We start from the raw sequence: 25,544 nt of genomic DNA on the forward strand, positions 1-25,544 counted from the left end.
TGCCTTTTCTAATTTCGATACATTTTTAGCTCCAAAAATAGGTCGTTATATTTTTCCAAATACTTAGGACCTAGGTCTTCGTAGATCTCCATCTGTTTGATCCGAGCAGCACTTGGATAAAATTCCTTATTGGAAGTGATCGCTTTTGGCAAATATTTCAATGCCGCTTTATTTGGAGTGGAATAACCGATGTATTCCGTGTTTTGCGCCGCATTTTTAGGATCTAACATGAAATTGATAAATTCATAGGCGCCCTGCTTATTTTTAGCTGTCTTGGGGATCACCAAATTATCAAACCACAGATTAGTCCCACCTTCTGGGATCACATAATGCAAATGACTATTTTTTTCCATCATGTCAGCCGCTTCCCCCGAAAAGGTCACCGCTACACTGCTCTCTTCATTTGCCATGTATGTCTTGATCTCATCGGAAACGATTGCTTTGGCATTAGGTGTCAAAGCCTTGAGCTTATTGTAGGCTCGATCAAGATCAGCATCATTTTTACTGTTGAGCGATCTTCCCATGCTAGCCAGACCGATCCCCATAAATTCACGCGCCCCATCAATGAACATGATCTTGTTTTTCAACTGTGGATCCCAGAGATCATTCCATGTCTTGAACTGTGAAGCTTGATAGAATTTATCATTATAAATGATCCCTAAAGTTCCCCAAAAATACGGTACTGAATACTCATTATGCTGATCAAAGGCGAGATCCATAAACTGAGGATCGATATTTTTTAAATTCGGTAACTTACTGTGATCGAGTTTCAACAAAAGATGCTCTTTTTTCATCTTCTGGATCATATAGTCACTTGGAACCGCGATATCATACGAAGTCCCGCCTTGTTTGATCTTCGTCAACATCGCTTCATTTGAATCAAACGTCTCATAATTGACCTTATAACCCGTCTGCTTTTCAAATTTGGTGATCAATTTAGGATCGATGTAGTCGCCCCAGTTATAAATGTTCAAAACTTTAGCATCTGACATACCGGTCGAGCGTTCGAGCCAAACCGTCCCTAAAAAGAGCAAGCCAATGATCAAGAGGATCCCGATCAAAAGTGAACGTAATTTTTTCATCGCAAGAGCCCCCGTTTCTTTTTCTTGGAGCGTGGTTGGTTATCCTTACTGATGTAGTAATAACCGACTACCAATACAAGTGCAAATAAGAAGACTAGCGTACTTAGGGCATTGATCTCTAAACTGACACCGCGCCGCGCCCGCGAATAGATCTCGACTGAAAGGGTGGTAAACCCATTTCCTGTCACAAAAAAAGTGACCGCAAAATCATCGAGCGAATAGGTAAATGCCATAAAATACCCGGCGATGATCCCTGGTGAAAGATACGGCAAGATGATATCTTTTAGGATCTGGCGGTTATTGGCCCCAAGATCATAGCCAGCCGTGATCATCGAGTCATTCATCTCTTGAAGTTTTGGCAAGATCATCAAGACTACGATCGGGATACTAAAGCTAACATGCGCCAAAAGTACCGTCCAAAAACCGAGCGAAAAGCCACTAAAGATCGAGCCTAACGTGATAAATAAGATCAAAAAGCTAGCCCCGATCGTTACGTCGGGCGAAACGATCAAGATATTGTTCAACGATAATAATGTATTGCGGTGACGTCGTTTTCTCAAATAATAGATAAATAACGCCCCAAAAGTCCCGATCACCGTAGCGATCAACGCCGACAAAAACGCCAATAAGAAGGTATTTAGCAAGATGATCACCAGCCGTGTATCGGAAAACAACTCACTAAAATGGCGCAACGAAAAGCCGGTAAAATCATTCATCGTATCGCCTGCGTTAAAAGAATACCAGACCAAATAAAAGATCGGCAAATATAAAAAGATAAAGACTAAGACCAAATACAGATCTGCCCATTTAGATCTAGTTTGTTGCATCATTTGCCACCTGCTTTCTTTTCACCAGTAAAGAGCATCACGATCACCATTGCAATGATCAAAACGACCCCGATCGTTGCCCCTTTGCCCCAGTTTTGTGTCACCATGAAATGCTCTTCGATCGCCGTCCCCAGGGTGATCACGCGATTTCCCCCGATCAAACGCGTCAACATGAAGAGCGAAAGTGACGGGATAAAGACCGCTTGGACCCCACTTTTGACCCCATTTAACGATAATGGAAAGACCACTTTAAAAAATGTCTGCGTCGAACTGGCCCCAAGATCTTTGCTAGCGGCAATAAATGACGGTGGCAATTCCTCCAGGGCGTTGAAAAGCGGGATGATCATAAAGGGCAACTGGATATAGACTGCCACGATCAAAAAGCTAAAATCGGTGAACAGTAATTGCTTGGGTAAGATCCCAAAAAAGCCTAAAAAGCTGTTCAAACCACCATGAACGCCGAAGATCCCGATGAAGGCATACGCTTTTAACAATAAATTGATCCATGTCGGTAAAATGATCAACAACAACCACAGATCTTTATGCTTTAATTTTGTCAAAAAATACGCCGTTGGATAACTGATCAAAAGTGTGATCAAGGTGATCAAAAAAGCATACCAGACCGAATTGAACGTCATCAATAGATACTTGCCCGAACCAAAATACTCTGCGTAATTAGCTAAAGTAAAATGTCCACTTTGATCAAAAAAAGAATATCCGATCACCAAAACAACTGGTGCTAGAACAAAAAAGAGCAACCAGAGAAAATATGGGACTGCTAATAAAGTATTATACTTTTTCATATTGTCCCCCTTAATCGTCGTAACTTTCTAAACGTGCATCAAATTCTGCTTCTGTTTCATTGAAACGCATAACATGGATATCTTCGGGATCAAAGTACAAGCCGATCTCACTGTCGACTTGAGCTTTTTTGGTCGAATGCACGATCCATTCATTGCCCATCTCATCATGACAGACGATCTCATAATGGACCCCGCGGAATAATTGGGTATCGACCTTGACCTTTAATTTACCCGCTTGGACCGTGGTCAACTCGAGATCTTCAGGTCGCAAAACGACTTCGACTGGTTCGTTTGGACGCATCCCCTCATCCACACATTCAAATTCTTTGCCGGCAAATTTTACAAGACAATCCTGGATCATCACCCCATCGACAATGTTACTTTCACCGATAAAATCAGCTACATAGTGATTGATCGGCTCATCGTAAATATCGACCGGACTACCACTTTGCACGATATTTCCGTTATTTAAAACAAAGATCTCGTCACTCATCGCCAAAGCTTCTTCTTGGTCATGGGTCACGAAAATAAAGGTGATCCCCAGACGTTGTTGTAACTCGCGCAATTCATATTGCATGTTTAGCCGCAATTTATGGTCTAAAGCTGATAAAGGTTCATCTAGCAATAAGATCTTAGGTTCATTGACGATCGCCCGGGCAATAGCAACACGTTGCCGTTGTCCCCCAGACATCTCGCTGATCCCACGCTTTTCATAACCGGCTAACTGCACTAAGCGCAAGGCTTCTTTGACTTTAGTTTCAATTTCTGCTTTCGGTGTCTTTTTGATCTTCAATCCAAAAGCGATATTATCAAAAACATTCATATGCGGAAAGAGCGCATAATCTTGAAAAACGGTATTAACTTGACGTTTATTCGCAGGAATATCGTTGATCCGCTTTCCCTCAAAGTAAATATCACCTGCAGTCGGCTCTGAAAAACCTGCGATCATCCGTAAGATCGTCGTTTTACCACAACCAGATGGTCCTAAAAGTGTATAGAATTTGCCCTCTTCGATATCAAAGCTGACTTTTTTCAACACTGGGACATCGTCATCGTAGCTTTTAACGACATTTTTAAAAGAAATAATTGGTTCTTTCATAATTTGCCACCCCTTTACCAAAATAGAAACTAATCTCCATTATACTAAACATTTCCCGCTTTTAAAAAGACCCATAGTCAAAACTATGAGTCTATGATTTATTTTTTAGCTGCGATCACATACGGTACGGCTAAAAAGCAGATCGCTCCTAGCATATTTCCTAACGAGACCCAAAACAGATTATACAGCCACGCTCCGACTGTGATCACTTGCCCAGCTGGTTCGATAAGTGCTGCCGTCAGTAAAGTCATATTGGCCACACTATGCTCAAAACCAGTCGTAAAAAAGGCCAATAAACACCAAAAGACCATGATCAATTTAGCAGCATCATTTTTTGTCTGAAAACTCGACCATAACGCTAAACAGACGAGGATATTACACAAGATCCCCCGCATGAGCAAGGCTACTGGACCAGCCGTCGTCTTGACCACAGCAGTCGCAGTAAGTGCTTTGGCCACCCCGTCAACTTGCAAACCGGTCGCATTATATAGAATTGCCAATAAGATCGCTCCGCAAGCATTACCTAACCAGCAGATCACCCATAGATAGCTTGCCTGAAACCACGTATTTTGCTTAGTCAAAGCTCCAACTGCTAAAACAAAATTATTGCCAGTAAACAACTCGCCCCCAGCGATGATCACTAAGCTAAGTGCCACGCCAAAAACTGTCCCCATCAACAACTTAGTGCTTGGAGCACCTTGCAACTGTCCACTGACGGTAAAGGCTAATAAGATCCCAAAACCGATATACATTCCCGCTAACATGGATAATAGAAAATACCCCAGCGGATTTTGACGCAAAAAAGCTAACTTCTTACTCGCAGCCCCTTGAACTGCTTTGATCTGTTCTGTATACATATGCATTCTCTCCTTTTTGGTATTCACGGGCCCCGCGCCCAATTTTAATTATATCGGAATCAGCCACAAAATACGTACTCAAAACTACGGCAAGTGCTAAAATAAGAGATAGTTAATTTTTTATCTGGAAGTGGTCTTATCAATAATTATGAAATCATCAAACAAAAATACGCCCAATCGCTTTTGATTGGGCTGACTTTAGCATTTTGTGGTGGCTATATCGATGCCTATACCTATGTCTTGCGGGAACATTCGCTGGTCGCGGGGCAGACCGGTAACATCGTCTTCTTAGCCGTCGATATTGCCAGCAAGGGACTTACGATCACGGAAACGCGCTTTTTTACCTTTATCTTCTTTATTTTAGGGATCTTTGTCATCAGCTTCCTCGCTAAAAAACTAGACTCTCCCTACGTCAAACCTTTATCATTGCTCCCCTGTATCTTGGCTTGTCTATTGATTGGTTTCTTGCCCGTCAGTACCCCCGACTATCTAGTCGTGCCACCACTGGCCTTTGGGATCGGGATCCAAACGACTTCATTTAGCAAGATCGAGGGCATCCCCTACAACAACTCCTTTTCCACGGGAAATATCAAAAAAGGCATGATCGCTTGGAACGGATTTTTCTTCTCTCACAGTTTAGCTGATAAGCATGCAGCTAAATTATATTTAGCGATCACCCTTGCTTTTGCGCTCGGTGCTCTGTGTTCAGCTGAGTTGGAAAAACTTTGGGGGATCCATACGATCTGGGCGATCACTGTGATTTTGAGTGCAGTGATGCTGCGGTACCTTTATTTATTGCGACATGAAAAATAACCCGGGACAACTCTACAGATTTCCGCGCCAAAAAATAAGATGATCCGTGTGCTACAGATCATCTTATTTTTTTGACTTTTTTCAGTCTCATTCTTTAATTATAATTTACCAACTAGATCTAAGCCTGGTTCCAACACATCATCGCCTGGTTGCCAGCTAGCTGGGCAGACCTTATCGCCATGTGCGCGTACAAAGGAGGCTGCTTGAAGCGTTCTGAAGATCTCAGAGGCGTTCCGGCCGATCCCCATGTTGTTGATCGTATATGATTGGATCACACCATCTGGATCAACGATGAAGGCAGCACGGTATGTTTGACCGAGTTCCTCATTCAATACATCAAATGCTTTAGCTAATTTACCAGCTGGATCAGCTAACATCGGATATTCGATCTTACCGATACCATCAGAAGCTTCAGCCCATGCTTTATGCACAAACTCAGTATCTTCGGAAACAGAGTAGATCTCTGCTCCAGCTGCCTTGAATTGGGAATATTTAGCTTGTAAATCTTCTAATTCAGTTGGGCAGACAAAGGAGAAGTCAGCTGGATAAAAGAAGAACACGCTCCATTTACCCAAAACGTCTTTTTTGGTGACATCCTTTAATTCGCCCTGCTGATATGCCTTAACTGAAAAATCTTGAATCTCTTGCCCAATGTAATTCATCTAAGAACGCCTCACTTTTTATTTTTCTTTGGTACAACTCTTAGTATAGTCTAGTAAATCTATTTGTCAATCTTTATATACTGGGGTTAATAAAGGTTTTTTAGAATTTTTTTAAACTAAATTTTTTACTGTAAACTAGCTGCTACTAGAACTAAAGTTTCTAAATTATCAGCCTTAAATTCGTAGACCACATTATCTTTATTCCAAGTAAGCGATTGGGTCAAAAAGCCTGCTTTGTTGGAAGCTTCCAAGCGACCACTCCCACGTTGTGATGGTGCTGGTAAACGATAGCGTTCCAAAAGGGTAACGGCCTTGCGGGCAGCTGTTGCTGGATCTTCACCGGCAAATGGGCTTCCATGCATGGTAAAGGACCAGTTTCCTTCATTCCAATGCAAGTAGCGTTGCCCGGCACCGCTATTGACGGTAGCTTGCAAGCCGTAACCTAAGCTGATCTTAGGTAAATTCCCTTGTGAAGCATCATTTTGATACTCGATCTGGCTAACTGCTTCATCGGTCGAAGCATAAGTTTTCTTTGTCAAAGTAGCGTATGGTGATTTATCTTTTAAGCTTTCATCGTTGACTGGTTTAGCGTCATTTTCGAGATAATAGTTAGCAGTATAGTTATTTAGATCGCCACTATAAGAGACGCTAACTTTTTTATGACTATCTTCTTTGCCGGATAGTGTCGCTACAAGGGCAGTATCTCCCAAATTTTGGCGCATCGAGATCGCACCTTGTTGCATCAATTCGTTATTAGAAAGTTTATTAGCCGCTGCTTGACTTTCATCGGTCGCACTACTTTCGGTGTTTGAGCTCTGTTCTTGGCTACTGCTTTGTTCAGAACTTTGACTTTCTTTATCTTTATCCTGACTAGTCGAGCTTTGCTTTTGGCTACTGCTCTTTTTAGTCGTTTGAGAGGTGCTTTGTTCTTTAGCATTGGTTTTTGATTCATTATTACTGGAGCACCCCGCCAAAACGACCGTACAGAGTAACGCCAAGGTCACTTTTGAAAATTTATTCATGATCTCATCCTCCGTTATATTCAATTTGTTCAATTATTTCTACCTTAAGGATACATTATTTAGGAGAAAGATACCAAATTTTGAATACAGTGTGTAATACGACTATAACACAATGCGCAGCACGACCACGAACAGTACGCAAAAAAAGACCAGAAAATAACTTCTGGTCTTTCATCACTAACGGCTCAACATCAACATGTTGTAAAGCATACCATCTTTTAATTTATCCACGTCTGCGCCTAAAACTTTGGCGATCTCATAAGCATAAGCCCAAGCTGTGGCTGGTCCGCGACTGGTGATCAAATGATTCTTTTCATCTACGACAACTAAAGCTTCGTCAAAGTTACCGTTTTTGACTTCATCTGCGATCCCAGCTTCCATTCCTGGATATAACGTATATTGGCTATCATCCAACAAGCCATAGCGTGCAAAAGCGATCGGCGCAGCACACATCGCTGCATTCCACTTACCAGCTTTTTTACGTTCGACCATGAACTGACGCAATGTCTCGTTGTCCCGCAAGGCTTCTGAACCGGGCAAGCCACCTGGGAAGATCACGATATCATAGTCCAATAAACTTTCATCCATGACCTTATCACAAGTCAACACGATATTATGGTCACCATTGACGATCTTATCGAATAAACCGACCATATCACATTTGATCCCGGCACGCCGTAAAACGTCAACGCTTGATAGTGCTTCAACTTCTTCACAACCAGGTGCGATCATCACTGCTGCTGTTTTTGTCATTATAAAGCCCCCTAAAATATTTACTAACTCTATTCTAGTCCAAAATTTCGTTAAGGGCTAATTTTTGGACTAAAAACATGTTAAAATTGTAAACAACCTAAATTTATCAAGGAGGTCCATCTAGTGTTAGCTACAGCCTTCATTTTGATTTTTGCAGCTATTTTTAGTTTGATCGTATCAAAATATATTCCCAAAATTTCACCTAACTATGTGAGTATCTTTGTGGGGATCTTATGTGGCCTGATACCACCTGTCAGTCAACACGTTGCCACATTCAATGCCGAAGTTTTCATGATCTTATTAGTCGCACCCTTGCTCTTTTATGAAGGACAAGCTACTGCTTTTAGTTTTGTGCGTCACCATCTAAAAGTCATCGTGGGGATCACCGTTATCATGGTGGCCTTAAGTACCTTGCTTGCTGGGTTTTCGTTGCACTATTTCCTGGGTTTATCGTTGCCTTTGGCCTTTGTTATGGCAGCGATCAGCACTCCGACCGATGCGACCGCGACCGCTTCTGTTTCGGAAGGACTTGAATTACCCAAAAAGACCAACTCCCTTTTAAAACTCGAATCGCTATTTAACGATGCTTCTGGGCTAGTCTTACTGCAAGCAACTGCTGTCTGGCTCGTGTTAGATGAATTGAGTATCCAGCATATCATGACCGACTTTTTCGTTTTGGCTATTGGTGGTGTTCTGGTCGGCTTTATCATCTCAATGTTATTAATGTATTTTAGACAACACATTTTGCGTGTTTTCATCAATACCGTTTCGATCCAAACGCTGATCTATCTGGTCACCCCGTTTATGATCTATATCATCGCTGAGGAACTTCATCTCTCTGGGATCATCGCCGTTGTTGTCTCAGGTCTGTTGCATAACAGCGAGGAACGCGTCGCCTTATTTGCTGATGCGCGCCAAAACTTTACTGCCCGGGAATTCCAGCGAGTCTTCGCTGATCTATTGAATAGTTTGGTTTTTGTCGTCTTTGGGATCACCTCGACCAAGATCATGCTTGAACAATTCAGCTGGTTGAATATTTCGCTCTGGGGCTTGAGTGGTTTGATCTTGTATCTCGTCAATCTACTCGTCCGCTACTGTTATGCACGTTTCAAATTAAAGGAAAATAATTTAGATGCATGGCTGTTTGCGATCGGCGGTGTTCATGGGGCGGTTACACTAGCCTTAGTTTTCACACTACCTGGTCTGGGAGTTGCCAGCGAACACTTTAATCTGATCTTGATGTCCGAATTGACTTTGATCATTTTAAGCATGCTAGTTCCAACGATCGTCTTACGCTTCATCTTACCTAAAGAACCCAATCGCGCTGAAACTTTAGCCAAACTTGACCAAGTTCGCTCAGAAATGGTCCAAGCCGGGATCACTGAAGTTCACAAAATGAAGTTACCGACACCGATAACAAAACTCGTGATCGCCTATTTAAAAGACCAATCCCGCGAATCGACCTTGAAAGAATTTACCAAGCGTTGGCATCGGATCACTCGATTACCAAAGATCCGTAATTCACGTTTTCAACATATGCAGGTCAGGATCTTCCAGCGCTGTTTCTTTGCCGAACGCGCCTATATTCGCCAAGCGATCCACGAAGGCAAGCTCACCTTTGAAGAAGCCTACTTTATCTATGAAGAACTTCTCTTAGCTGAAGCCTTACTGATCGATCCATATAACGAAGAAGAATAGAATAAATGCCACCTAGAGGATCAATTACTCTAGGTGGCTTTTTATACCCCCTTCACTTTGGCAGGTTGACATCCCCACTAAGTTGGCATATCATAAATTTTTATAGATAAAGAACTAGAGGTATTATTATGTCAACACTTTTAGTCATCCAAGCATACGCCAAAGATAAAAGTACGCATTTGGATCGGCTTAACCAACATTTTATTACAAGTTATTAGCAAGCTCACCCCAAAGATCGGATCATTTTTCACGATCTTATCAATGGTGGTACACCTACGCTAAACTCACAAATGTTAATGGCCTTGCGGAAAAAGCAACATCAAAAGCCACTATCAGCGTTTGAACAAAAATTGCTTTGCGAGCATGATGAATGGCTTAATAATTTTATGCTTGCTGATAAATATCTTTTCGTCGCTCCGATCCAACAACGGTTCTTACCCGCGGAGCTCAAACAATACTTAGATCTGATCGTAGCAACATTGAGCGAGCTGGCACCACACAAAAAAGCCTTGCATCTCCAAGCAACAGTTCGGACCTATCATCCCAGAACACTCAAGTATTTTTGGGACACATATAAACACAAACATAACCTGGGAAATAAATATCTCCAAAAGCTTTTGGCCTTCCACGGGTTAAAGGATTTTACCACACTACATATTGAAGGTTTAACAAATTGTTGCACCAGCTGCGATCTTTCGTTAAAGCATTGCCAAAAACAACTAACTAAGATCGCGAACGTTTTTTGATCACAGTGCGCAGAAAAGCGGGTCTCACCACGATACAAATACGTAGTGAGGCCCGCTTTATTTATTGTCGGTCTATTAAAATAATTGTTTGCCACCTTCGACAAATAAGAAAATACCGTAAGCAACAACAATGATCCCGCTGATCAAATTGATCCACAACAGCAGTTTATCTGGGATCTTGTGACGAAAGACATTAAATGCCGTTGTCATCCCCATATCCCAAATAAAGGAAGCACTGACGACTCCGATGATGAAAAAGATACTTTCAGCAAAGGTCAAAGTCCCGCGACTAGCCCCCAACATCATCGTCCCATCGATCAAAGCTTGCGGATTAGCCCAACTGACTACAAAAGCGGTCGTGATCGCTTGTTTTAAGCTGATCTTGTTATCATCACTCGTCAAAGCACGTTGGTTAGCGGCCCGGATGATCCCCCAGCCGATATAAGCCGTCAAGAGACCACCGGCTAACATGATAAATAATTTCAATGTATGATTATGGGTGATCAAAGCCCCGATACCATAGAAAGCCGCTAAACAAAAGAGCGCATCAAAGACCCAAACTAAAAAAGTATACAGCCAAGCTCGACTCAATTTATATGATAAGCCGTTGTTGAACACATACACATTTTGCATCCCTATCGGTGCCACGAAGGCAAAACCGATCAATAAACCTTGCCAATAAGCCAAATTACTCTCCCCATTCTCTAAAATACTCTTATTTGAATCATAACATAGATTTTAGTCGAGAGGACAAAAAAGAAGCCAGAGTTTCCCCCTGACCTCTAAAATTATTTACTTATTTAGCAGCTTCCCATGTCTTTTCAAAAAGGGCATAGGAGAAATCTGCTGTCGTTGGAACGACTACATCTGCTTGAGCTAATTCAGTCTCATCTCCTACGGCCACCGCTGTCATTTTCGCAGCTTTGATCGCAGCTACACCCGAAACAGCATCTTCGACTCCAACGCAATCCTTTGGTTCAAGCTCAACTGCTTTGGCACCAGCTAAGAAGATGTCGGGTGCTGGTTTGCCGTTAGCGACTTTACTTGGATCAGCGATCGCATCAAACTCGTCCAATAAGCCTAACTTTTCTAAGATCGCCGGCGCATTCTTGGAAGCTGAAGCAATTGATAATTTAACACCATGATCTTTTAATTCACCGATCAAACGGGTGATCCCTGGCAAAATATCTTCTTTTGTCAAAGTTTCGATCGCTTGCAAGTAATAGCCATTTTTCTTTTCGGCCATCGCCAAGATCTCTTCTTCAGTATAGTTATCACGTAAACCACCAAATTCCAAGATCTTGATCAAAGAATCAGTCCGACTGATCCCTTTTAATTCAGCTTCAAATTCGGCAGGCAAAACTAGTCCTAATTGTTCTTTTGCTAGTTGGCTCCAAGCTTCAAAGTGAAACTTCGCTGTATCGGTGATCACACCGTCTAAATCAAAAATTGCACCTTTCATTAGTTTCCTCCTATTTTACTGTTAATTCTGTTTCTTCGCCATTTAACTTGATCTTCAAAGGTTCACCCTTCAACAATTCGATCTTAGAACCTGTCTTATCGACTTCGATGCTCAATAAACGGCCGCGGAAGTTGATCCGGAACTTGTAGCCGTCCCATTCCTTAGGTAAGAATGGTGCAAATTCAAGTTCACCATCGATCACACGCATCCCTGCAAAGCCTTGAACGATCGCTAACCATGAACCAGTCATTGAAGTGATGTGCAAGCCATCTTCAGTATCGTTGTTATAGTTATCCAAGTCTAAGCGTGCTGTCCGTGAATACATTTCAAAAGCTTTATCTTCTTTGTGAAGGTCAGCAGCTAAAACAGAGTGGATCGATGGAGAAAGACTTGATTCATGCACGGTCAATGGTTCGTAGAAATCAAAGTTCTTTTCTTTTTGTTCTGGCGTGAAGTCTTCTACAAAGTAATAGATCCCTTGTAAAACATCAGCTTGTTTGATATATGGTGACCGCAAGATCTTATCCCATGACCAGTTTTGGTTCAATGGTAATTGTCCTTCTGGAAGATCTTTAACTGGTGTCAGATCTTTGTCTAAGAAGGTATCATGTTGAACGAAGATCCCGAGTTCTTGATCTTCAGGCAAGTACATGTTATCCGCAATTTCATGCCATTTTTGACGTTCTGCTTCGCCAAGATCGAGTTGAGCTAATTTTTCAGCTGAAACTTTATCAGCGATCTCATTTGCATAGTTCAAGCACCATTTAGCCAACATGTTGGTGTACCAGTTGTTATTGACGTTGTTTTCGTATTCGTTTGGTCCCGTTACGCCGTGGATCATGTATTGACCCTTGCGCTTGGAGTAATGCACACGATCAGCCCAGAAGCGTGCGATCCCGACTAAGACATCAAAGCCGTTGTGGGTCGCATATTCTTCATCGCCGGTGTAACGAGTATAGTTGTAGATCGCATAGGCAATCGTTCCGTTACGGTGGATCTCTTCAAATGTGATCTCCCATTCGTTGTGGCATTCGATCCCATTGAAAGTCACCATTGGATACAATGCACCCTTCAAACCTTGTTGTTGTGCATTGTGGTAAGCCCCTGCTAATTGATCATAGCGATACTTGAGCAAGTTCTTTGTCACCGATTCGTCAGCTAAAGCTAAATACAATGGAACTGCGAAAGCTTCTGTATCCCAGTATGTGGCACCACCATATTTTTCACCGGTGAAACCTTTTGGCCCGATGTTTAAGCGGGCATCATCACCGTAGTAAGTTGAGAAGAGTTGGAACAAGTTGAAACGAATACCTTGTTGTGATTCAGCATTACCTGAGATCTCAACATCAGCTTTCTCCCAACGCTTAGCCCAACCAGCTGCTTGTTCTGTTTTCAATTCTTCAAATGATTTTTCAGCTTGTTTTTGGCTCAAAGTTTGCGTAGCTTGTGTTAAAGCTTCTTGTGTATCGTAATCACGTGAAGTTACCACGATCACGCGTTTTTCAAAGGCTACTGTTTGACCAGCCGCAACTTGGCCTGCAAAGATATTGACTACGCTCTTTTCAGTCGTTTCAGCTGCCATTGGTCGTAGATCTGTTACGTGGTCAGCTAACATTTCAGTTGTAAACTGTGGTGTACCAAAGTTATTTGGGATCGTTTGTGCCGTTAAAGACATATGTGTTTCAGCTACATTTTGTGCCAAAACATTCCAGAATTTTTCATCATAGTTTGCATCTTCATTAAAAACATCCGCATCAATGTATGATTTGATCTCAACGTTTGCTTCAGTATCGTTTAAGTTTTCAACCGTGATCTTGGAAGCGTAGAGTTCTTTTTGTGCTACACTGACGAAACGTTCAAAGTTCAAACGGAATTTTTGACCGTCTTTTTCAACGATAAAGCTCCGGTTCAAGATCCCTTTCTTCATGTCGAGTGCAAGTTCAAAGTCTGAAAATTCATCCTTAGCCAAGTCAACAGAAGAGCCGTTCAACTTGATGTCAACTTTAGTGAAGTCGACCGCATTGATAACTTTACCAAAATATTCAGGATAACCGTTCTTCCACCAACCAACACGTGTCTTATCTGGATACCAAACGCCCCCAAGATAAATACCTTTATGTGTATCGCCGGAATATGTTTCTTCAAACATCCCACGCATACCCATGTATTCGTTTCCAATACTTGTCATACTTTCTTGGAGTCGTTTTTCTTCGGGTTTAAATTCATGTGTGACTACTTTCCATGGATCGATTTCAAAAATTCTTTTCATTACACTGACCACCTTTTAAAAATATAATTTAAACGTTTTCATTTTACATATTGATTATAAATGCAATCGGTTGCATTTGCAAGCAAAAAAAATCTCTTTTTCTGAGATTTTTAGATTTTGGTCGAAGCTCGTTCCACGATCTTATGTGGTACGACTACATGATCGGTCTCCAGCTTTAAATTGTCATTTTCCTTAGTGCTGATCGCTAACGCCGCAGCTTCGGAACCTAAAAAGCGTGGAAAGATCTCAACTGAAGTCAAGGCTGGGCGTGCCGTTTTAGCCAGCAATGAGTTATTAAAGCCCAACAAAGCAAGTTCAGATCGCTCGACCTCACAAATATCACAGAGGTGCTGGATCTCAAGCGCCAATATGTCATCACACGCTACGACCCCGACTTTACCACTACTTTTAGCCATTATCTTACTAAAAGCTTGGGCATTTTGCATTTCAGCAGCCGGAACTGTACTCAAACACAGCGGTGATTCAGCTAGACCAACTTCAGCTAAAGCTGCTAAATACCCCTTATACCGTGCATTTTGTACTTTTTCAGCTAAATTAGTGTGGGCATAGACGACTTGGGCAATTCCTTTGTCCAGCAAGAATTTAGTTGCATCATATCCCGCTTTGAAATTATCATTGTCTACATAACACGTTGTCTCTTTATCGGTATATGGTGAACCGATCACAACATAGTGGATCTTTGAATGTTGCTTGATACATTCCAGCACCGGATCATTGGCTTGGGAATAGACAAATACGAAGCGCGTAATATTTCCGCGCTTGATCATCGTTTCGATATTTTTGATCAGTTCTTCAGTCGTTTGACCAGACGCAACCGAGACTAACTGATCGTGCGCATTGCAGATCGAAGCTAAGCCTTGGATGATCTGGATAAAAAACGGATTGTCCCCCACAGCTTCTTCGCGGGCTGGCAAAATGACCCCGATCGTATTTGAGGTTTGATTAGCTAAATTTTGAGCAGCAAAATTAGGCGAATAATCCAGCTCTCTCATCGCCTGGCGCACCTTATCCTTGGTCTCTTCGCTGATCAACGGACTATCATGCATCGCGCGTGAAGCCGTTGACGGCGAAACACCAGCTCTTTTAGCGACATCTTTTATCGTTGCCATCTGAGCACCACCTTCCATAAAAACGTTTGCATAAATCTAAGTATATACCGTCAAAATATCTTTATGCAAGCATTCATCAAAAAATTATGCTATACTTTGAAAAAATTTAGTCGAGGTACTAGCCGATGAATGCAACTGAAATGTGGCACGCCTTTTGTGCCGGTGATCCAACGCTTGCCAATGCCCCTCATGAAGCTTGGGCTTTTGGCTGTGAACCTGATCTTTTAGCCAAACTTGTTTTGCGCGGGCAAAAAACAGCTACTACATCTTCTTATCCCTTATATGCGCTAGAAAATGAGCCCCTTCCTCAAGTCGGTGAATATAATATCATCTTAGATGGCAACGACAAGGCGATCTGCATCACCAAAACGACCAAAGTCTACCGCACATTATTTAAAAACGTTTCCGCACGCCATGCTTATTTAGAGGGCGAAGGCGATCGGAGCCTAGCCTATTGGCGTAAAGTCCATCAAGCTTTCTTCACTGATGAATTAGCCGAAGTAAAGCTGGACTTTACGCCTGAACTCGAAGTCGTCTGTGAAGAATTTGAAGTTGTTTTTAGCTAAATAAACCGACCTGACCAGCCAGATACTAGTCAGATCGGTTTATTTAGTATTGTGTGTTATTTACGCATGATCCGCAAAGCGTTCAAAACTGCGATCAAAGTGACCCCAACATCCGCAAACACAGCTTCCCACATCGTTACGTCACCAAAGGCACCTAAGATCAAAAAGACAAATTTAATTCCTAAAGCTAGGCAGATATTTTGCCAAACAATTTTTTTAGTCCAACGCGCAATATTTAAAACACGTAAGATCGCCGCTGGATCATCACGCATCAAAACAACATCCGCTGCTTCGATCGCCGCATCAGAGCCTAAAGCTCCCATAGCGATCCCAACATCAGCACTCGCCAAAACAGGGGTATCATTTAGCCCATCACCGACAAAGCCGACTTTGCTAGTTTGAGCTTGTTGTAACTTTTCAACTTCAGTCAACTTATCTTGCGGTAAAAGTTCTGCTTTGACCGTGTCGATCGCCAATTTAGACGCGATCGCATCCGCTGTTTTTTGCCGATCCCCCGTCAGCATCACCGTCTTGATCCCTTGTTTTTTGAGTTCTTTTAGCGTTGTTGCGGAAGTTTGTTTGAGCGTATCAGCGATCTCTAAGCAGCCCAAATATTTGCCAGCATAAGCAACATAGACTAGTGTACCCGTAGTTGTTGTTGGTAATTCTGCCAACGCGATCCCGTGTTCATTCAACAGAGCTTTTTTACCGACCAATAATTCTTGGTCAGCAAAAACCGCCTTGATCCCTTGACCGACCACTTCTTTTACAATTGCTAATTTTTCGGTCGGTAATTTTCCTGGGAAATACTCCACGATCGAACGCGCGATCGGATGCGGTGAATGCATCTCGGCGATCGCTGCCAATTCAACTAATTCAGCTTCTTTGATACCTGCATTAGGATAGACATTTTCGACCCGGAATTTGCCTTCTGTTAAAGTTCCAGTCTTGTCAAACACTAAAGCCTGGATCTGCGTCAATAATTCTAAGTAGTTGCTTCCTTTGACCAAAACACCAGCCTTAGATGAGGCACCGATCCCGGCAAAAAAGCCCAAAGGGATCGAAATGACTAACGCACATGGGCATGAGATCACTAAAAAGATCAATGCCCGATAGAACCATTCGTTAAATGGTTGGCCAAAAAATAGCGGTGGAATGATCGCCAATAATAACGCAGCTCCGACCACGATCGGTGTGTAGACTTGCGCAAATTTGGTGATGAATTTTTCCGTTGGCGCCTTCTTTTGACTTGCATTTTGAACTAATTCCAAGATCTTAGCGACCGTTGATTCACCATACGGCTTGGTCACTTGAACTTCGAGAACACTGTCTAACACGATCGCACCGCTCAAGATCTGGGTTCCAGCTTCGACCAAGCGCGGTTCAGATTCACCCGTCAACGCAGCCGTATCTAAATATGCACTTCCACTAATAACTTTACCATCCAAAGGTACACGTTCGCCTGGTTTGATCTTGATCACTTCACCAAGTTGGACTTGTGCGGGCGCGATCTTAGTTACACTGCCATCTTCGGCGACTAAATTAGCATATTCTGGACGAATATCTAACAATTGTGTGATCGAAGCGCGTGAACGCTCAACTGCAATATCTTCAAAGAGTTCACCTAAAGCATAAAATAACATCACGGCGACCGCTTCGGGATATTGTTTGACAGCAAAAGCTCCAACTGTTGCGATCATCATCAAAAAATTCTCATCGAACCATTTACCTTGAAAGATATGCTCGATCGCTTCTTTGATCACACCAAACCCGATGATCAGATAAGCCACTAGGTAAATAGCAAATTCCAGTCCAGTACTTAAATTTGGCAAATGTGCCACTAAAAATAGCAAAATTGTAATTACGATCTGAATAATTTTATTTTTGTTTGCGGAAATGATCTCCCTCATTATTCTCACCTCTAAATTTATGAATATATGTTCATATTTTCAATTAAAGTGTAGCATTTTTAATTTCACCATGCAACTATTTGAATTACTTTGACTTTTAAGCAAAAATAATGTAGCTTAAAAGTTAAATATTACTTGTGTCCTGTCTGGCCGCCTTGACCTGAGAGGACTTTTTTTATAAATAGTATAGGAGGATTTTATGGACAGTAAGAAATTAACTTTCAGACATTATCTAATGATCGGCTCTTTGATCTTTGGGATGTTATTTGGGGCTGGCAACCTGATCTTTCCCGTTCATTTAGGCCAAATGGCTGGGGGCCACTGGCTAAGCGCTGCAGTTGGCTTTTTAGCCTCAGGTGTTTTACTACCAGTTTTAGGTCTACTATCGATCAGTATCACGCAATCACGTGGCATTTATGAATTAGCGCGTCCAGTCGGGCACAGCTATGCGTTACTCTTTATGATCTTGATCTACGCTACGATCGGACCATTTTTTGCGACCCCTAGAACGGCGACCGTTCCCTTTACGATCGGATTTGCACCACATATTCCACAAAATCAGCAATCATTAGGCCTATTGATCTATTCAGCGATCTTCTTTTTATTGGTATACTTTCTATCTAGTCGAGAAAGTAAGATCACCGCTTTGATCGGTAAGGTGCTCAACCCTGTCTTTTTAGTAATGTTATTTGTGATCTTTTTACTAGCTTTTATCAGCCCGCTCAGTTCAGCTGCGAGTGCACCGATCACTAAGGAATATTTGACGGGCGCCTTGACCTCGGGGCTTCTCCAGGGCTACAACACGATGGATGCTTTGGCTTCGATCGCTTTTGGGATCACTGTCGTTACGGCCGTTCGCCAATTTGGTCTGAAGGATAAAAAAGATATCGCTTTGGCAACTGCTAAAGGTGGTTCACTTGGGATCCTTTCGATCGGGATCATCTATATTGCCTTGATCTTATTAGGAGCGCAAAGTGTCTCGACTTTTGGCTTGGCAGAAAACGGTGGGATCACTTTAACGCAGATCTCTCATCACTATATGGGCGTTTTTGGTGATGCATTGTTGGCGACTTTGACGACGATCACCTGTTTATCGACTTCAATGGGGCTTGCGATCGCCTGTTCCCAAGCCTTCCATCAACTATTCAGTCGTTTTTCATATAAAGCGATCTTACTGGTCTATTGCTTGCTATCATTTGCGATCGCTAACCTCGGACTTGATGCGATCATCGCTTGGTCATTACCAGTCTTGATGTTTTTATACCCGTTAGCGATCACTTTGATCTTATTAGGTGTTTGTTCACCATTGTTCAACAATTACGCTTTGGTCTACAAAACTACGACATTTCTGACTTTGATCCCTGCTTTCTTTGACATGTTGAATGTTTTGCCAGCTGGGCTAAAAGAAACTGTGCTAGTCCAAACACTGCTCAAGTTTGCTCAAACTTATTTCCCATTCTTTGAGCTCGGCTTTGGGTGGGTCTGCTTTAGTTTGTTAGGCCTAGTCATCGGTCTGATCGGATATTTCATGCGTAAAAAGTAAAATATAAATAATAAAAGGGTCTATCATGATGTAAAGTCATCATGGTAGACCCTCTTTGTATCCCGCTTATTTTAACAGTCCATGTTCGACTAAATATTTATGGGCGACTACACTGGCCTTTTGATGCTTAACACTGACTTCATAGTTCATTTCTTGCATCTCTTTAGTCGTAATTTTGCCAGCTAATTTTTCTAAACTTTGTACGATTTTAGGATTATCGTTGGCAAATTTTTCATTCATCAACGGTGCTCCTTGATACGGTGGGAAAAAGTTCTTATCGTCTTCTAGCACCACTAGATCATATTGGCGCACTTGCGGGTCAGTCGTATATCCATCGACCAAATTGACCTTCTTTTGCGCGATCGCTTGATAGCGTAGGGCGGGCTCCATGACCGAGATCTTGCCAAAATCTAAATTATAGGCTTGCTTTAAGCCCAAATAACCATCTTCTTGATTGGAAAAATCGGGATCAAAGCCGGCATGGACCTTATCATTGACCCGTGCCAGATCACTTAATTTAGTCACATTGTATTTTTGCGAAAATTCCTTAGTCACTGCTAGATCATAACCATTTTGATACGCCATCGGTTTTAAATAGCGCAGATCATACTGCTTTAATAATTGCTTTTGCGCTAGCGTATAGGTCTTTTTTGGATCACCAGGTGTCTTTTGATCGTAATCGACCAACGCCTCTAAGACTGTCCCAGTAAATTCAGGATAGATATCAACTTGCCCCTTTTGCAGTGCTTTGAACAGAAATGTCGTTCCACCAAAGTTAGGTTTTAATGTCACTTCGGCTTTAGGATCAGCTTGGGTTATCAATTCCTTATACATATTCATCAAGATCTCGGGTTCACTGCCAAGTTTGCCGGCGATCACGACTTTAACGGGCTTGGGCTGTAAAGTTTCGTATACTTTTACCCCACCAACGCCTGCTCCCAAAAGAGCTAAGAGCGCCAAAGTTGCATAGATCCGACGAGAATTTTTGCCGATAAATTTTAAAAGACCACTACAGATAAAGGCTAAAGCTGCCGACAAGATGCCCCCGATCAGCAGATAATCATTGTTATTTTGCTGGATCCCCAGCATGATATAACTTCCTAGGCCACCAGCACCGATAAAAGCAGCTAAAGTTGCCGTACCGATGACCATGACTAAGGCGATCCTGATCCCCGATAAGATCAACGGTAAAGCTAACGGAAATTCGAGCCGTTGCAGTTGTTTCCAGCGTGAAAGCCCAAATGCTTGAGCAGCCTCTTTTAAATTGGGATCGACATTTTTCAGCCCTGCATACGTATTTTGATAGATCGGCATGATCGCATATAACGTCAAAGCGATCACAGCTGGGAGCGTTCCAATGCCAACTAATGGGATCAAGAGCCCTAATAACGCTAAACTGGGGATCGTTTGGATGATCCCAGCTACCTGCAAACCAGCCTCGCCCCAAAATGGTCGATCACGCAAACTGATCGCTAAAGGGACTGCGATCAAAATAGCGATCACTAATGAAATAAGTGAGATCGTCAAATGCTGCCCCAGTGCCTGTAAGATCTCAGTGCGTTGCACACTGAGCGTTTCAAATAATTTTGCCATTAGCTCCGTCCCCCTTGTTCTGCTAGATAAGCCAGGAGCGCTTGATAGGTGATCTGATAAGTCTGGGCTTGATACGTGAATTGCAACTCAGGCGTTTTTTGCAGTTGGATCAATAAGTCATCAAAACTCTCGAGCTCGATCGCATATTTAGCATCTGCGATCTTAGTCGGATACGTAGTTTGTAATAAATATTCCAAGTTCCAAAAGTGAGGGCATTCAGGATCAAAGAAGTCCTTTACAAATTCATTGGCAGGATGTTGCATGATCTGCGTAGGTGTGCCGACTTGTTGTGAATGTCCCGCATGGATAACAGCGATCCGATCACCCAAACGCAAAGCTTCTTGCATATCGTGTGTCACAAAAACGATCGTCGGCTTTAATTTTTGGTGCAGATCTAAGATCAGATCCTGCGACTGGCGCCTCAACACAGGGTCTAAGGCACTAAATGATTCATCCATCAAAACTAAGTCTGGCTTAGTGGCTAAAGCTCTGACGATCGCCACGCGTTGCTTTTGGCCACCTGAAAGTTCAGCTGGCTTACGTTTGGCAAATACTTTAGGATCAAGTTCGACCGCTCGCAACAATTCATGTGCTCGCGCCCGGCGTTTTTCCTTGCCTACTCCGAGTTGTTCGAGTTGGATCGTGATATTATCTTCCAGTGTCAAATTTGGGAATAAACTGCTATCTTGTAACACATATCCAGTATTTAGGCGTAATTTTTGCTTATCATACTCTTTGATCTTCTTGTCATTTAGATAAATATTGCCTTGAGTGGGGATCGTCAGTTGATTTAACATCCGTAAGAGCGTTGTTTTACCACTACCACTGGGACCCACTAGCACAAAAAATTCCCCAGCATCTATCTCAAGATCGATATGCTCTAAGATCGTGTTCTCACCATATTTCATCCCTACATCTTGATAATGGATCATCGCTTTCACCTCGTACTTTCATATCATCTAGTCTGACGGAAAGTAAGCAAAAATACAATTGATACGCTCAAATCAATATTTCCCCGGAAATAAAAAGATCCCACTTTCGAGACAAAAACGGTCTCAAAAGTGGGATACATGATTTTTACGGAGTTACCCGCTTTTCTGCGCACTGTGTTCGTTAATCCAGCACCATTTGGTTTGTATATAGATCGTAATAGAAACCTTTTTGGGCGATCAACTCTGCATGACTGCCCTGCTCGATCACATTACCGTCGCGTAGAACTGCGATCTTATCGGCATTGACGATCGTCTTTAAGCGGTGCGCGATCACAAAGCTCGTGCGTCCAGCTAGGACTGCATCCATTGCTTGTTGGATATTTTCTTCCGTCACCGTATCAACGTTAGATGTCGCTTCGTCTAAGATCAAGAAATCAGGGTCGGACAGTAAAGTCCGCGCAATACTTACCAATTGCTTTTGCCCCGTTGAAAAGATCGACTGCTCATCACTGACTTTAGTTGCATATCCATCGGGCAAACTAACGACGAAATCGTGGATCTGTGCTTGTTTAGCCGCGGCGATCATCTCTTCATCACTAGCATCTGGTTTGCCGTATTTGATATTATCGGCGATCGTTCCGGTAAAGAGCAACGAATCTTGCAATACGATCCCAACTTTTGAACGCAATGACTTGAGTGTAAGGTCGCGTACATCCACTCCATCAAAAGTCACCGACCCAGAATCAACGTCATAAAAGCGATTGAAAAGATTCATCGTCGTCGTCTTACCTGATCCCGTTGGTCCAACTAAGGCTAGCATCTGACCTTTATCTACTGACAGATCGATCCCATGCAAGATCTCTTTACCTTCATCATAGCTAAAATGCACATCATTTAAAGCTACTTTTGAACGTAAGCCCTCCTGCTTTTTACCGTCCAAAACTAGATCCTCTTCTGCTTGGGCTTCGACTTTAGCCAAACGTCTCGCACCGGTCAATGCCAGCTGAATCATCGAGTAGATCGAGGTCAATTGTGTCAGTGGTTGGAAATAGGTTTGCGAATATTGCACAAACATCACGATCAAGCCTAGACCAGTCGCTGTATTCATCGAGTCCGCCACGATCAACCAGATCCCCCCAACGATCACGATCGCTAGGTTCAATAATGACAGACCTTGCATCAAAGGAAACAAGAGACCGGAATAGAATTGACCTTTAAACATCGTATCTTTAACACGCTGGTTATATTTTTTAAACCCAGCGATCGATTCTTGTTGGAGACCGTTGCTCAAAATGACCTGTTCACCGTTGATCTGTTCATTGACATAACCGTTTAGATTTGAGATCTCATCTTGTTGGGCATCTAAATATTTCCGGGCCTTTGACATGATAACTAGAGCGATCACTAGCACAAATGGTGTCGAGGCTACAGTGATCAAAGCTAGTTTGACGTTGATCGAAAACATCACGATCAATGTTCCGATATAAAGTGCCCCCTGAGAAACGATCTCAAAGACCGCATTGTTCAAAGCGTTGAAGATATTATCGATATCTGACGTAAATAACGATAAGATCTTCCCGTCTTGATGCGTATCAAAATAACGGATCTTCATACGTTGCAATTTAGCAAATAAGTTTTTGCGCATGCCATTGGTTGCGTCCGCATTAAACTTAGACATGATCATCCAAGCAATGAATTGAGCTAACACATTCAATAAGAAGTACAGTGCCATCAATTTCAATGCCGTATAAAAAGCAGCCATTGAGGCACTCGCACGTGTCACTGGGTCAGCTAATTGAGCGACATACTTAGTCAAAGCCGTGACCGCATTTCCCATGTAGATCGGTGCGATCACTTGGAAAAAGGTCGCTAGTAAAGTCAAAACGATCATAATTGTCACAGCTAGCCAATATTGCTTCAAATACTTCCAAAAGTAGCCACAGGCAATTTTAAAATCCTTCATTTACAGCTCCCCTTCCTCGATCTTATCTTTAGCACGTTGCGTCTCATAGATCTCACGGTAGACCTGTGAATTCGCTAATAACTCCTGATGCGATCCCAATGCTACGATCTGACCTTGATCTAAGACCATGATCCGATCAGCATCCATCACGGAGAAGATCTTTTCTGCGATCACAAAGGTCGTCGTCTGCGTCAATTCTTTTTCTAGCGCTTCTTTGACTCGTTTTTCCGACTTAGCATCTAGAGCCGAGGTCGAATCATCCAAGATCAAAACTTTTGGCTTACCGACGACCCCACGCGTGATCGACAAACGCTGCTTTTGCCCACCAGAGAAGTTCGCCGAACGCTCTTCAACGGGATGTTCATATTGATCATCATAGCGCTCCACAAACTCAGCTGCCTGTGAGATCCGGGCTGCCCATCTAAAATCTTTAGTGGTAGCATTCCGATCACCTTGGCGCAAGTTATCTGAGATCTTACCTGAGAAGAGTAAGGCTTTTTGTAAGACTAGTGATACCGCCTTACGCAATGAACCTTCATTTACCTCACGCAGATCGACCCCACCAACTTTAACGACCCCAGAAGTCGGATCGTATAAACGAGTCATCAACTGAGCTAAGGTCGATTTCCCTGAGCCAGTGGCCCCGATGACCCCGATCGATTCACCTGGAGCAACTTTAAAACTGATATTTTTGAGCGTTTCATTTTCAGCCCCAGGATAAGCAAATGAGACATTATCAAATTCAACAGTCCCATCAAGCTCTACTTCTGGTGCATTTGGATCAAATGTTAAATCTGGTTTTGTATCTAAAACTTCCTTTATTCGGCCCAAAGAAACAAAACCACGCGCATACATCGCCATCGTCATCCCACCAAAGGCTAATGTAAATAACATCTGCATCAGATACCCGATATATGAAGTGATCGCTGCCAGTTCACCCGGGTTATTTTCTACATTTATCCCAACTAAATAAACGACTGCCGTGATCCCCACATTGCAGACTAAGAAAAAGGCTGGCAATAAACAGGAGAACACATAACCGATCTTGATATTTAGATCATTCATCTCATCTGAAACTTCACCAAAACGTTCTTCTTCGTTTTCTTGTTGGTTAAAAGATTTGATCACTCGAATACCTTGCATCGCTTCCTTAGCGATCGTATTACTGCGATCTAATTTCTTTTGGAAACGATCAAACATCTTACCTAATTGCGGGAAAGTCAGCCCGATGACTAAAGCAACGGCTAAAAACATCACGACTTGTAGCCACCAAAAACGTGGAATAGTGACAATCCCCAACACAAAAGCCCCGATGATCATGATCGGCATCCGTAAAACTTGCATAAAGGTCGTCATCACAACATTTAGCACTTGATTCATATCGTTGATCAAACGGACGACTAGGGTACTAGCCGAAAATTTTTCAATATTGCTCAAAGAAAATGTTTGGATCTTACGGTATGTCTCCTCCCGCAGATCACTGGTAACGCCTTGAGCGACCCGAGCGGCAAAATAAACATTCAAGATCCCAGCGATCACCCCGATCACCGCTAAAGCGATCAAGATCATCCCGTAATTGAACATTGCCTGGCGATCATTTTTTAATAAATTATCTAAGATAAATTGTAGGATACGCGGTTGCAATAGAGATGCACCTGCAGCCACAATGATCGAAATGACCGCACCAATGATCGCACCCAAATAGTTTTTCAAGTGTGGTTTTAAGATCTCCATATTCCCCTCCATAATGATAAATTTATTAAGACATTTTTGCTTCGTATGTACAAGTCTAGCGGAATTTTAATTTTTATTCA

21 protein-coding genes and 1 pseudogene are annotated in these 25,544 nt (G+C 42.4%); 5 read left to right on the plus strand and 17 right to left on the minus strand.

What is annotated here, in order from left to right; translation table 11 throughout:
• Positions 1–8 precede the first annotated feature (8 nt).
• From ABT996_RS02355 to ABT996_RS02375, 5 genes are all read right to left on the minus strand, one after another.
• Positions 9–1,082 carry an ABC transporter substrate-binding protein gene (locus ABT996_RS02355; RefSeq protein WP_010689904.1) on the minus strand — a complete coding sequence of 358 codons (1,074 nt, stop codon included), beginning with the start codon at positions 1,080–1,082 and terminating at the stop codon, positions 9–11.
• Positions 1,079–1,909, minus strand: a complete 831-nt coding sequence (locus ABT996_RS02360) for an ABC transporter permease (protein WP_010689906.1) — start codon at positions 1,907–1,909, stop codon at positions 1,079–1,081. Before ABT996_RS02360 ends, ABT996_RS02355 begins: the two co-directional genes overlap by 4 nt.
• The gene (locus ABT996_RS02365) at positions 1,909–2,712 is read right to left on the minus strand and encodes an ABC transporter permease (RefSeq protein WP_010689911.1); all 804 of its coding nucleotides are present in this window, start codon (positions 2,710–2,712) and stop codon (positions 1,909–1,911) included. Before ABT996_RS02365 ends, ABT996_RS02360 begins: the two co-directional genes overlap by 1 nt.
• Before the next feature lie 10 nt (positions 2,713–2,722).
• Positions 2,723–3,811: an ABC transporter ATP-binding protein gene (locus ABT996_RS02370; protein WP_010689914.1), complete on the minus strand. Its 1,089-nt coding sequence runs from the start codon at positions 3,809–3,811 to the stop codon at positions 2,723–2,725.
• A gap of 98 nt (positions 3,812–3,909) precedes the next feature.
• Positions 3,910–4,668: a formate/nitrite transporter family protein gene (locus tag ABT996_RS02375; RefSeq protein ID WP_035447156.1), complete on the minus strand. Its 759-nt coding sequence runs from the start codon at positions 4,666–4,668 to the stop codon at positions 3,910–3,912.
• Between the two features lie 183 nt (positions 4,669–4,851).
• On the opposite strand from ABT996_RS02375, the gene ABT996_RS02380 reads away from it, so the two are divergent.
• Positions 4,852–5,481 (plus strand): YoaK family protein, encoded by a 630-nt coding sequence (locus ABT996_RS02380; RefSeq protein ID WP_081797062.1) that lies wholly within the window; start codon positions 4,852–4,854, stop codon positions 5,479–5,481.
• Between the two features lie 98 nt (positions 5,482–5,579).
• On the opposite strand, the gene ABT996_RS02385 is transcribed toward ABT996_RS02380, so the two are convergent.
• The 3 genes from ABT996_RS02385 to ABT996_RS02395 form a co-directional block, all read right to left on the minus strand.
• Complete coding sequence (locus tag ABT996_RS02385) at positions 5,580–6,143, minus strand: redoxin domain-containing protein (RefSeq protein WP_010689920.1); 564 nt, start codon at positions 6,141–6,143, stop codon at positions 5,580–5,582.
• 125 nt (positions 6,144–6,268) lie between these two features.
• Complete coding sequence (locus ABT996_RS02390) at positions 6,269–7,165, minus strand: hypothetical protein (RefSeq protein WP_010689923.1); 897 nt, start codon at positions 7,163–7,165, stop codon at positions 6,269–6,271.
• A 177-nt stretch (positions 7,166–7,342) separates the two neighbouring features.
• Positions 7,343–7,918: a DJ-1 family glyoxalase III gene (locus ABT996_RS02395; RefSeq protein WP_035447149.1), complete on the minus strand. Its 576-nt coding sequence runs from the start codon at positions 7,916–7,918 to the stop codon at positions 7,343–7,345.
• A gap of 123 nt (positions 7,919–8,041) precedes the next feature.
• Here ABT996_RS02395 and ABT996_RS02400 point away from each other — a divergent pair, with 123 nt between their 5' ends.
• Both ABT996_RS02400 and ABT996_RS02405 read left to right on the plus strand, forming a co-directional pair.
• Positions 8,042–9,616 (plus strand): cation:proton antiporter, encoded by a 1,575-nt coding sequence (locus ABT996_RS02400; RefSeq protein ID WP_052006317.1) that lies wholly within the window; start codon positions 8,042–8,044, stop codon positions 9,614–9,616.
• Between the two features lie 233 nt (positions 9,617–9,849).
• A pseudogene (locus ABT996_RS02405) lies at positions 9,850–10,362 on the plus strand (NAD(P)H-dependent oxidoreductase); the annotation flags it as partial.
• Between the two features lie 75 nt (positions 10,363–10,437).
• On the opposite strand, the gene ABT996_RS02410 reads toward ABT996_RS02405, so the two are convergent.
• The 4 genes from ABT996_RS02410 to ABT996_RS02425 all read right to left on the minus strand — a co-directional run bounded on the left by ABT996_RS02410 (position 10,438) and on the right by ABT996_RS02425 (position 15,223).
• Complete coding sequence (locus ABT996_RS02410; RefSeq protein WP_010689928.1) at positions 10,438–11,049, minus strand: LysE/ArgO family amino acid transporter; 612 nt, start codon at positions 11,047–11,049, stop codon at positions 10,438–10,440.
• A gap of 109 nt (positions 11,050–11,158) precedes the next feature.
• Positions 11,159–11,824 carry a beta-phosphoglucomutase gene (pgmB, locus tag ABT996_RS02415; RefSeq protein WP_010689930.1) on the minus strand — a complete coding sequence of 222 codons (666 nt, stop codon included), beginning with the start codon at positions 11,822–11,824 and terminating at the stop codon, positions 11,159–11,161.
• 10 nt (positions 11,825–11,834) lie between these two features.
• On the minus strand, positions 11,835–14,093 hold the full coding sequence (locus tag ABT996_RS02420; protein WP_035447143.1) for a glycoside hydrolase family 65 protein: 2,259 nt from the start codon (positions 14,091–14,093) through the stop codon (positions 11,835–11,837).
• Positions 14,094–14,203: 110 nt separating this feature from the next.
• Complete coding sequence (locus ABT996_RS02425; RefSeq protein ID WP_010689934.1) at positions 14,204–15,223, minus strand: LacI family DNA-binding transcriptional regulator; 1,020 nt, start codon at positions 15,221–15,223, stop codon at positions 14,204–14,206.
• A gap of 125 nt (positions 15,224–15,348) precedes the next feature.
• Here ABT996_RS02425 and ABT996_RS02430 point away from each other — a divergent pair, with 125 nt between their 5' ends.
• The gene (locus tag ABT996_RS02430; RefSeq protein ID WP_005922728.1) at positions 15,349–15,789 is read left to right on the plus strand and encodes an ASCH domain-containing protein; all 441 of its coding nucleotides are present in this window, start codon (positions 15,349–15,351) and stop codon (positions 15,787–15,789) included.
• A gap of 56 nt (positions 15,790–15,845) precedes the next feature.
• On the opposite strand, the gene ABT996_RS02435 is transcribed toward ABT996_RS02430, so the two are convergent.
• Positions 15,846–17,699, minus strand: a complete 1,854-nt coding sequence (locus tag ABT996_RS02435) for a heavy metal translocating P-type ATPase (protein ID WP_035447138.1) — start codon at positions 17,697–17,699, stop codon at positions 15,846–15,848.
• 199 nt (positions 17,700–17,898) lie between these two features.
• Between ABT996_RS02435 and brnQ the strand changes: the two genes are divergently transcribed.
• On the plus strand, positions 17,899–19,242 hold the full coding sequence (gene brnQ / locus ABT996_RS02440) for a branched-chain amino acid transport system II carrier protein (protein WP_035447135.1): 1,344 nt from the start codon (positions 17,899–17,901) through the stop codon (positions 19,240–19,242).
• A gap of 66 nt (positions 19,243–19,308) precedes the next feature.
• On the opposite strand, the gene ABT996_RS02445 is transcribed toward brnQ, so the two are convergent.
• The 4 genes from ABT996_RS02445 to ABT996_RS02460 form a co-directional block, all read right to left on the minus strand.
• On the minus strand, positions 19,309–20,835 hold the full coding sequence (locus ABT996_RS02445) for an ABC transporter permease/substrate-binding protein (RefSeq protein ID WP_035447131.1): 1,527 nt from the start codon (positions 20,833–20,835) through the stop codon (positions 19,309–19,311).
• Positions 20,835–21,767 (minus strand): ATP-binding cassette domain-containing protein, encoded by a 933-nt coding sequence (locus tag ABT996_RS02450; RefSeq protein ID WP_010689940.1) that lies wholly within the window; start codon positions 21,765–21,767, stop codon positions 20,835–20,837. Before ABT996_RS02450 ends, ABT996_RS02445 begins: the two co-directional genes overlap by 1 nt.
• 181 nt (positions 21,768–21,948) lie before the next feature.
• Positions 21,949–23,730, minus strand: a complete 1,782-nt coding sequence (locus ABT996_RS02455) for an ABC transporter ATP-binding protein (RefSeq protein ID WP_035447129.1) — start codon at positions 23,728–23,730, stop codon at positions 21,949–21,951.
• Positions 23,731–25,464, minus strand: a complete 1,734-nt coding sequence (locus ABT996_RS02460; RefSeq protein ID WP_035447126.1) for an ABC transporter ATP-binding protein — start codon at positions 25,462–25,464, stop codon at positions 23,731–23,733.
• Positions 25,465–25,544 lie beyond the last annotated feature (80 nt).

It is taken from the genome of Ligilactobacillus sp. RTP31139st1_D10_RTP31139_211217 (assembly GCF_040226755.1).
In the GTDB taxonomy this organism is placed as follows: Bacteria; Bacillota; Bacilli; order Lactobacillales; family Lactobacillaceae; genus Ligilactobacillus; species Ligilactobacillus animalis.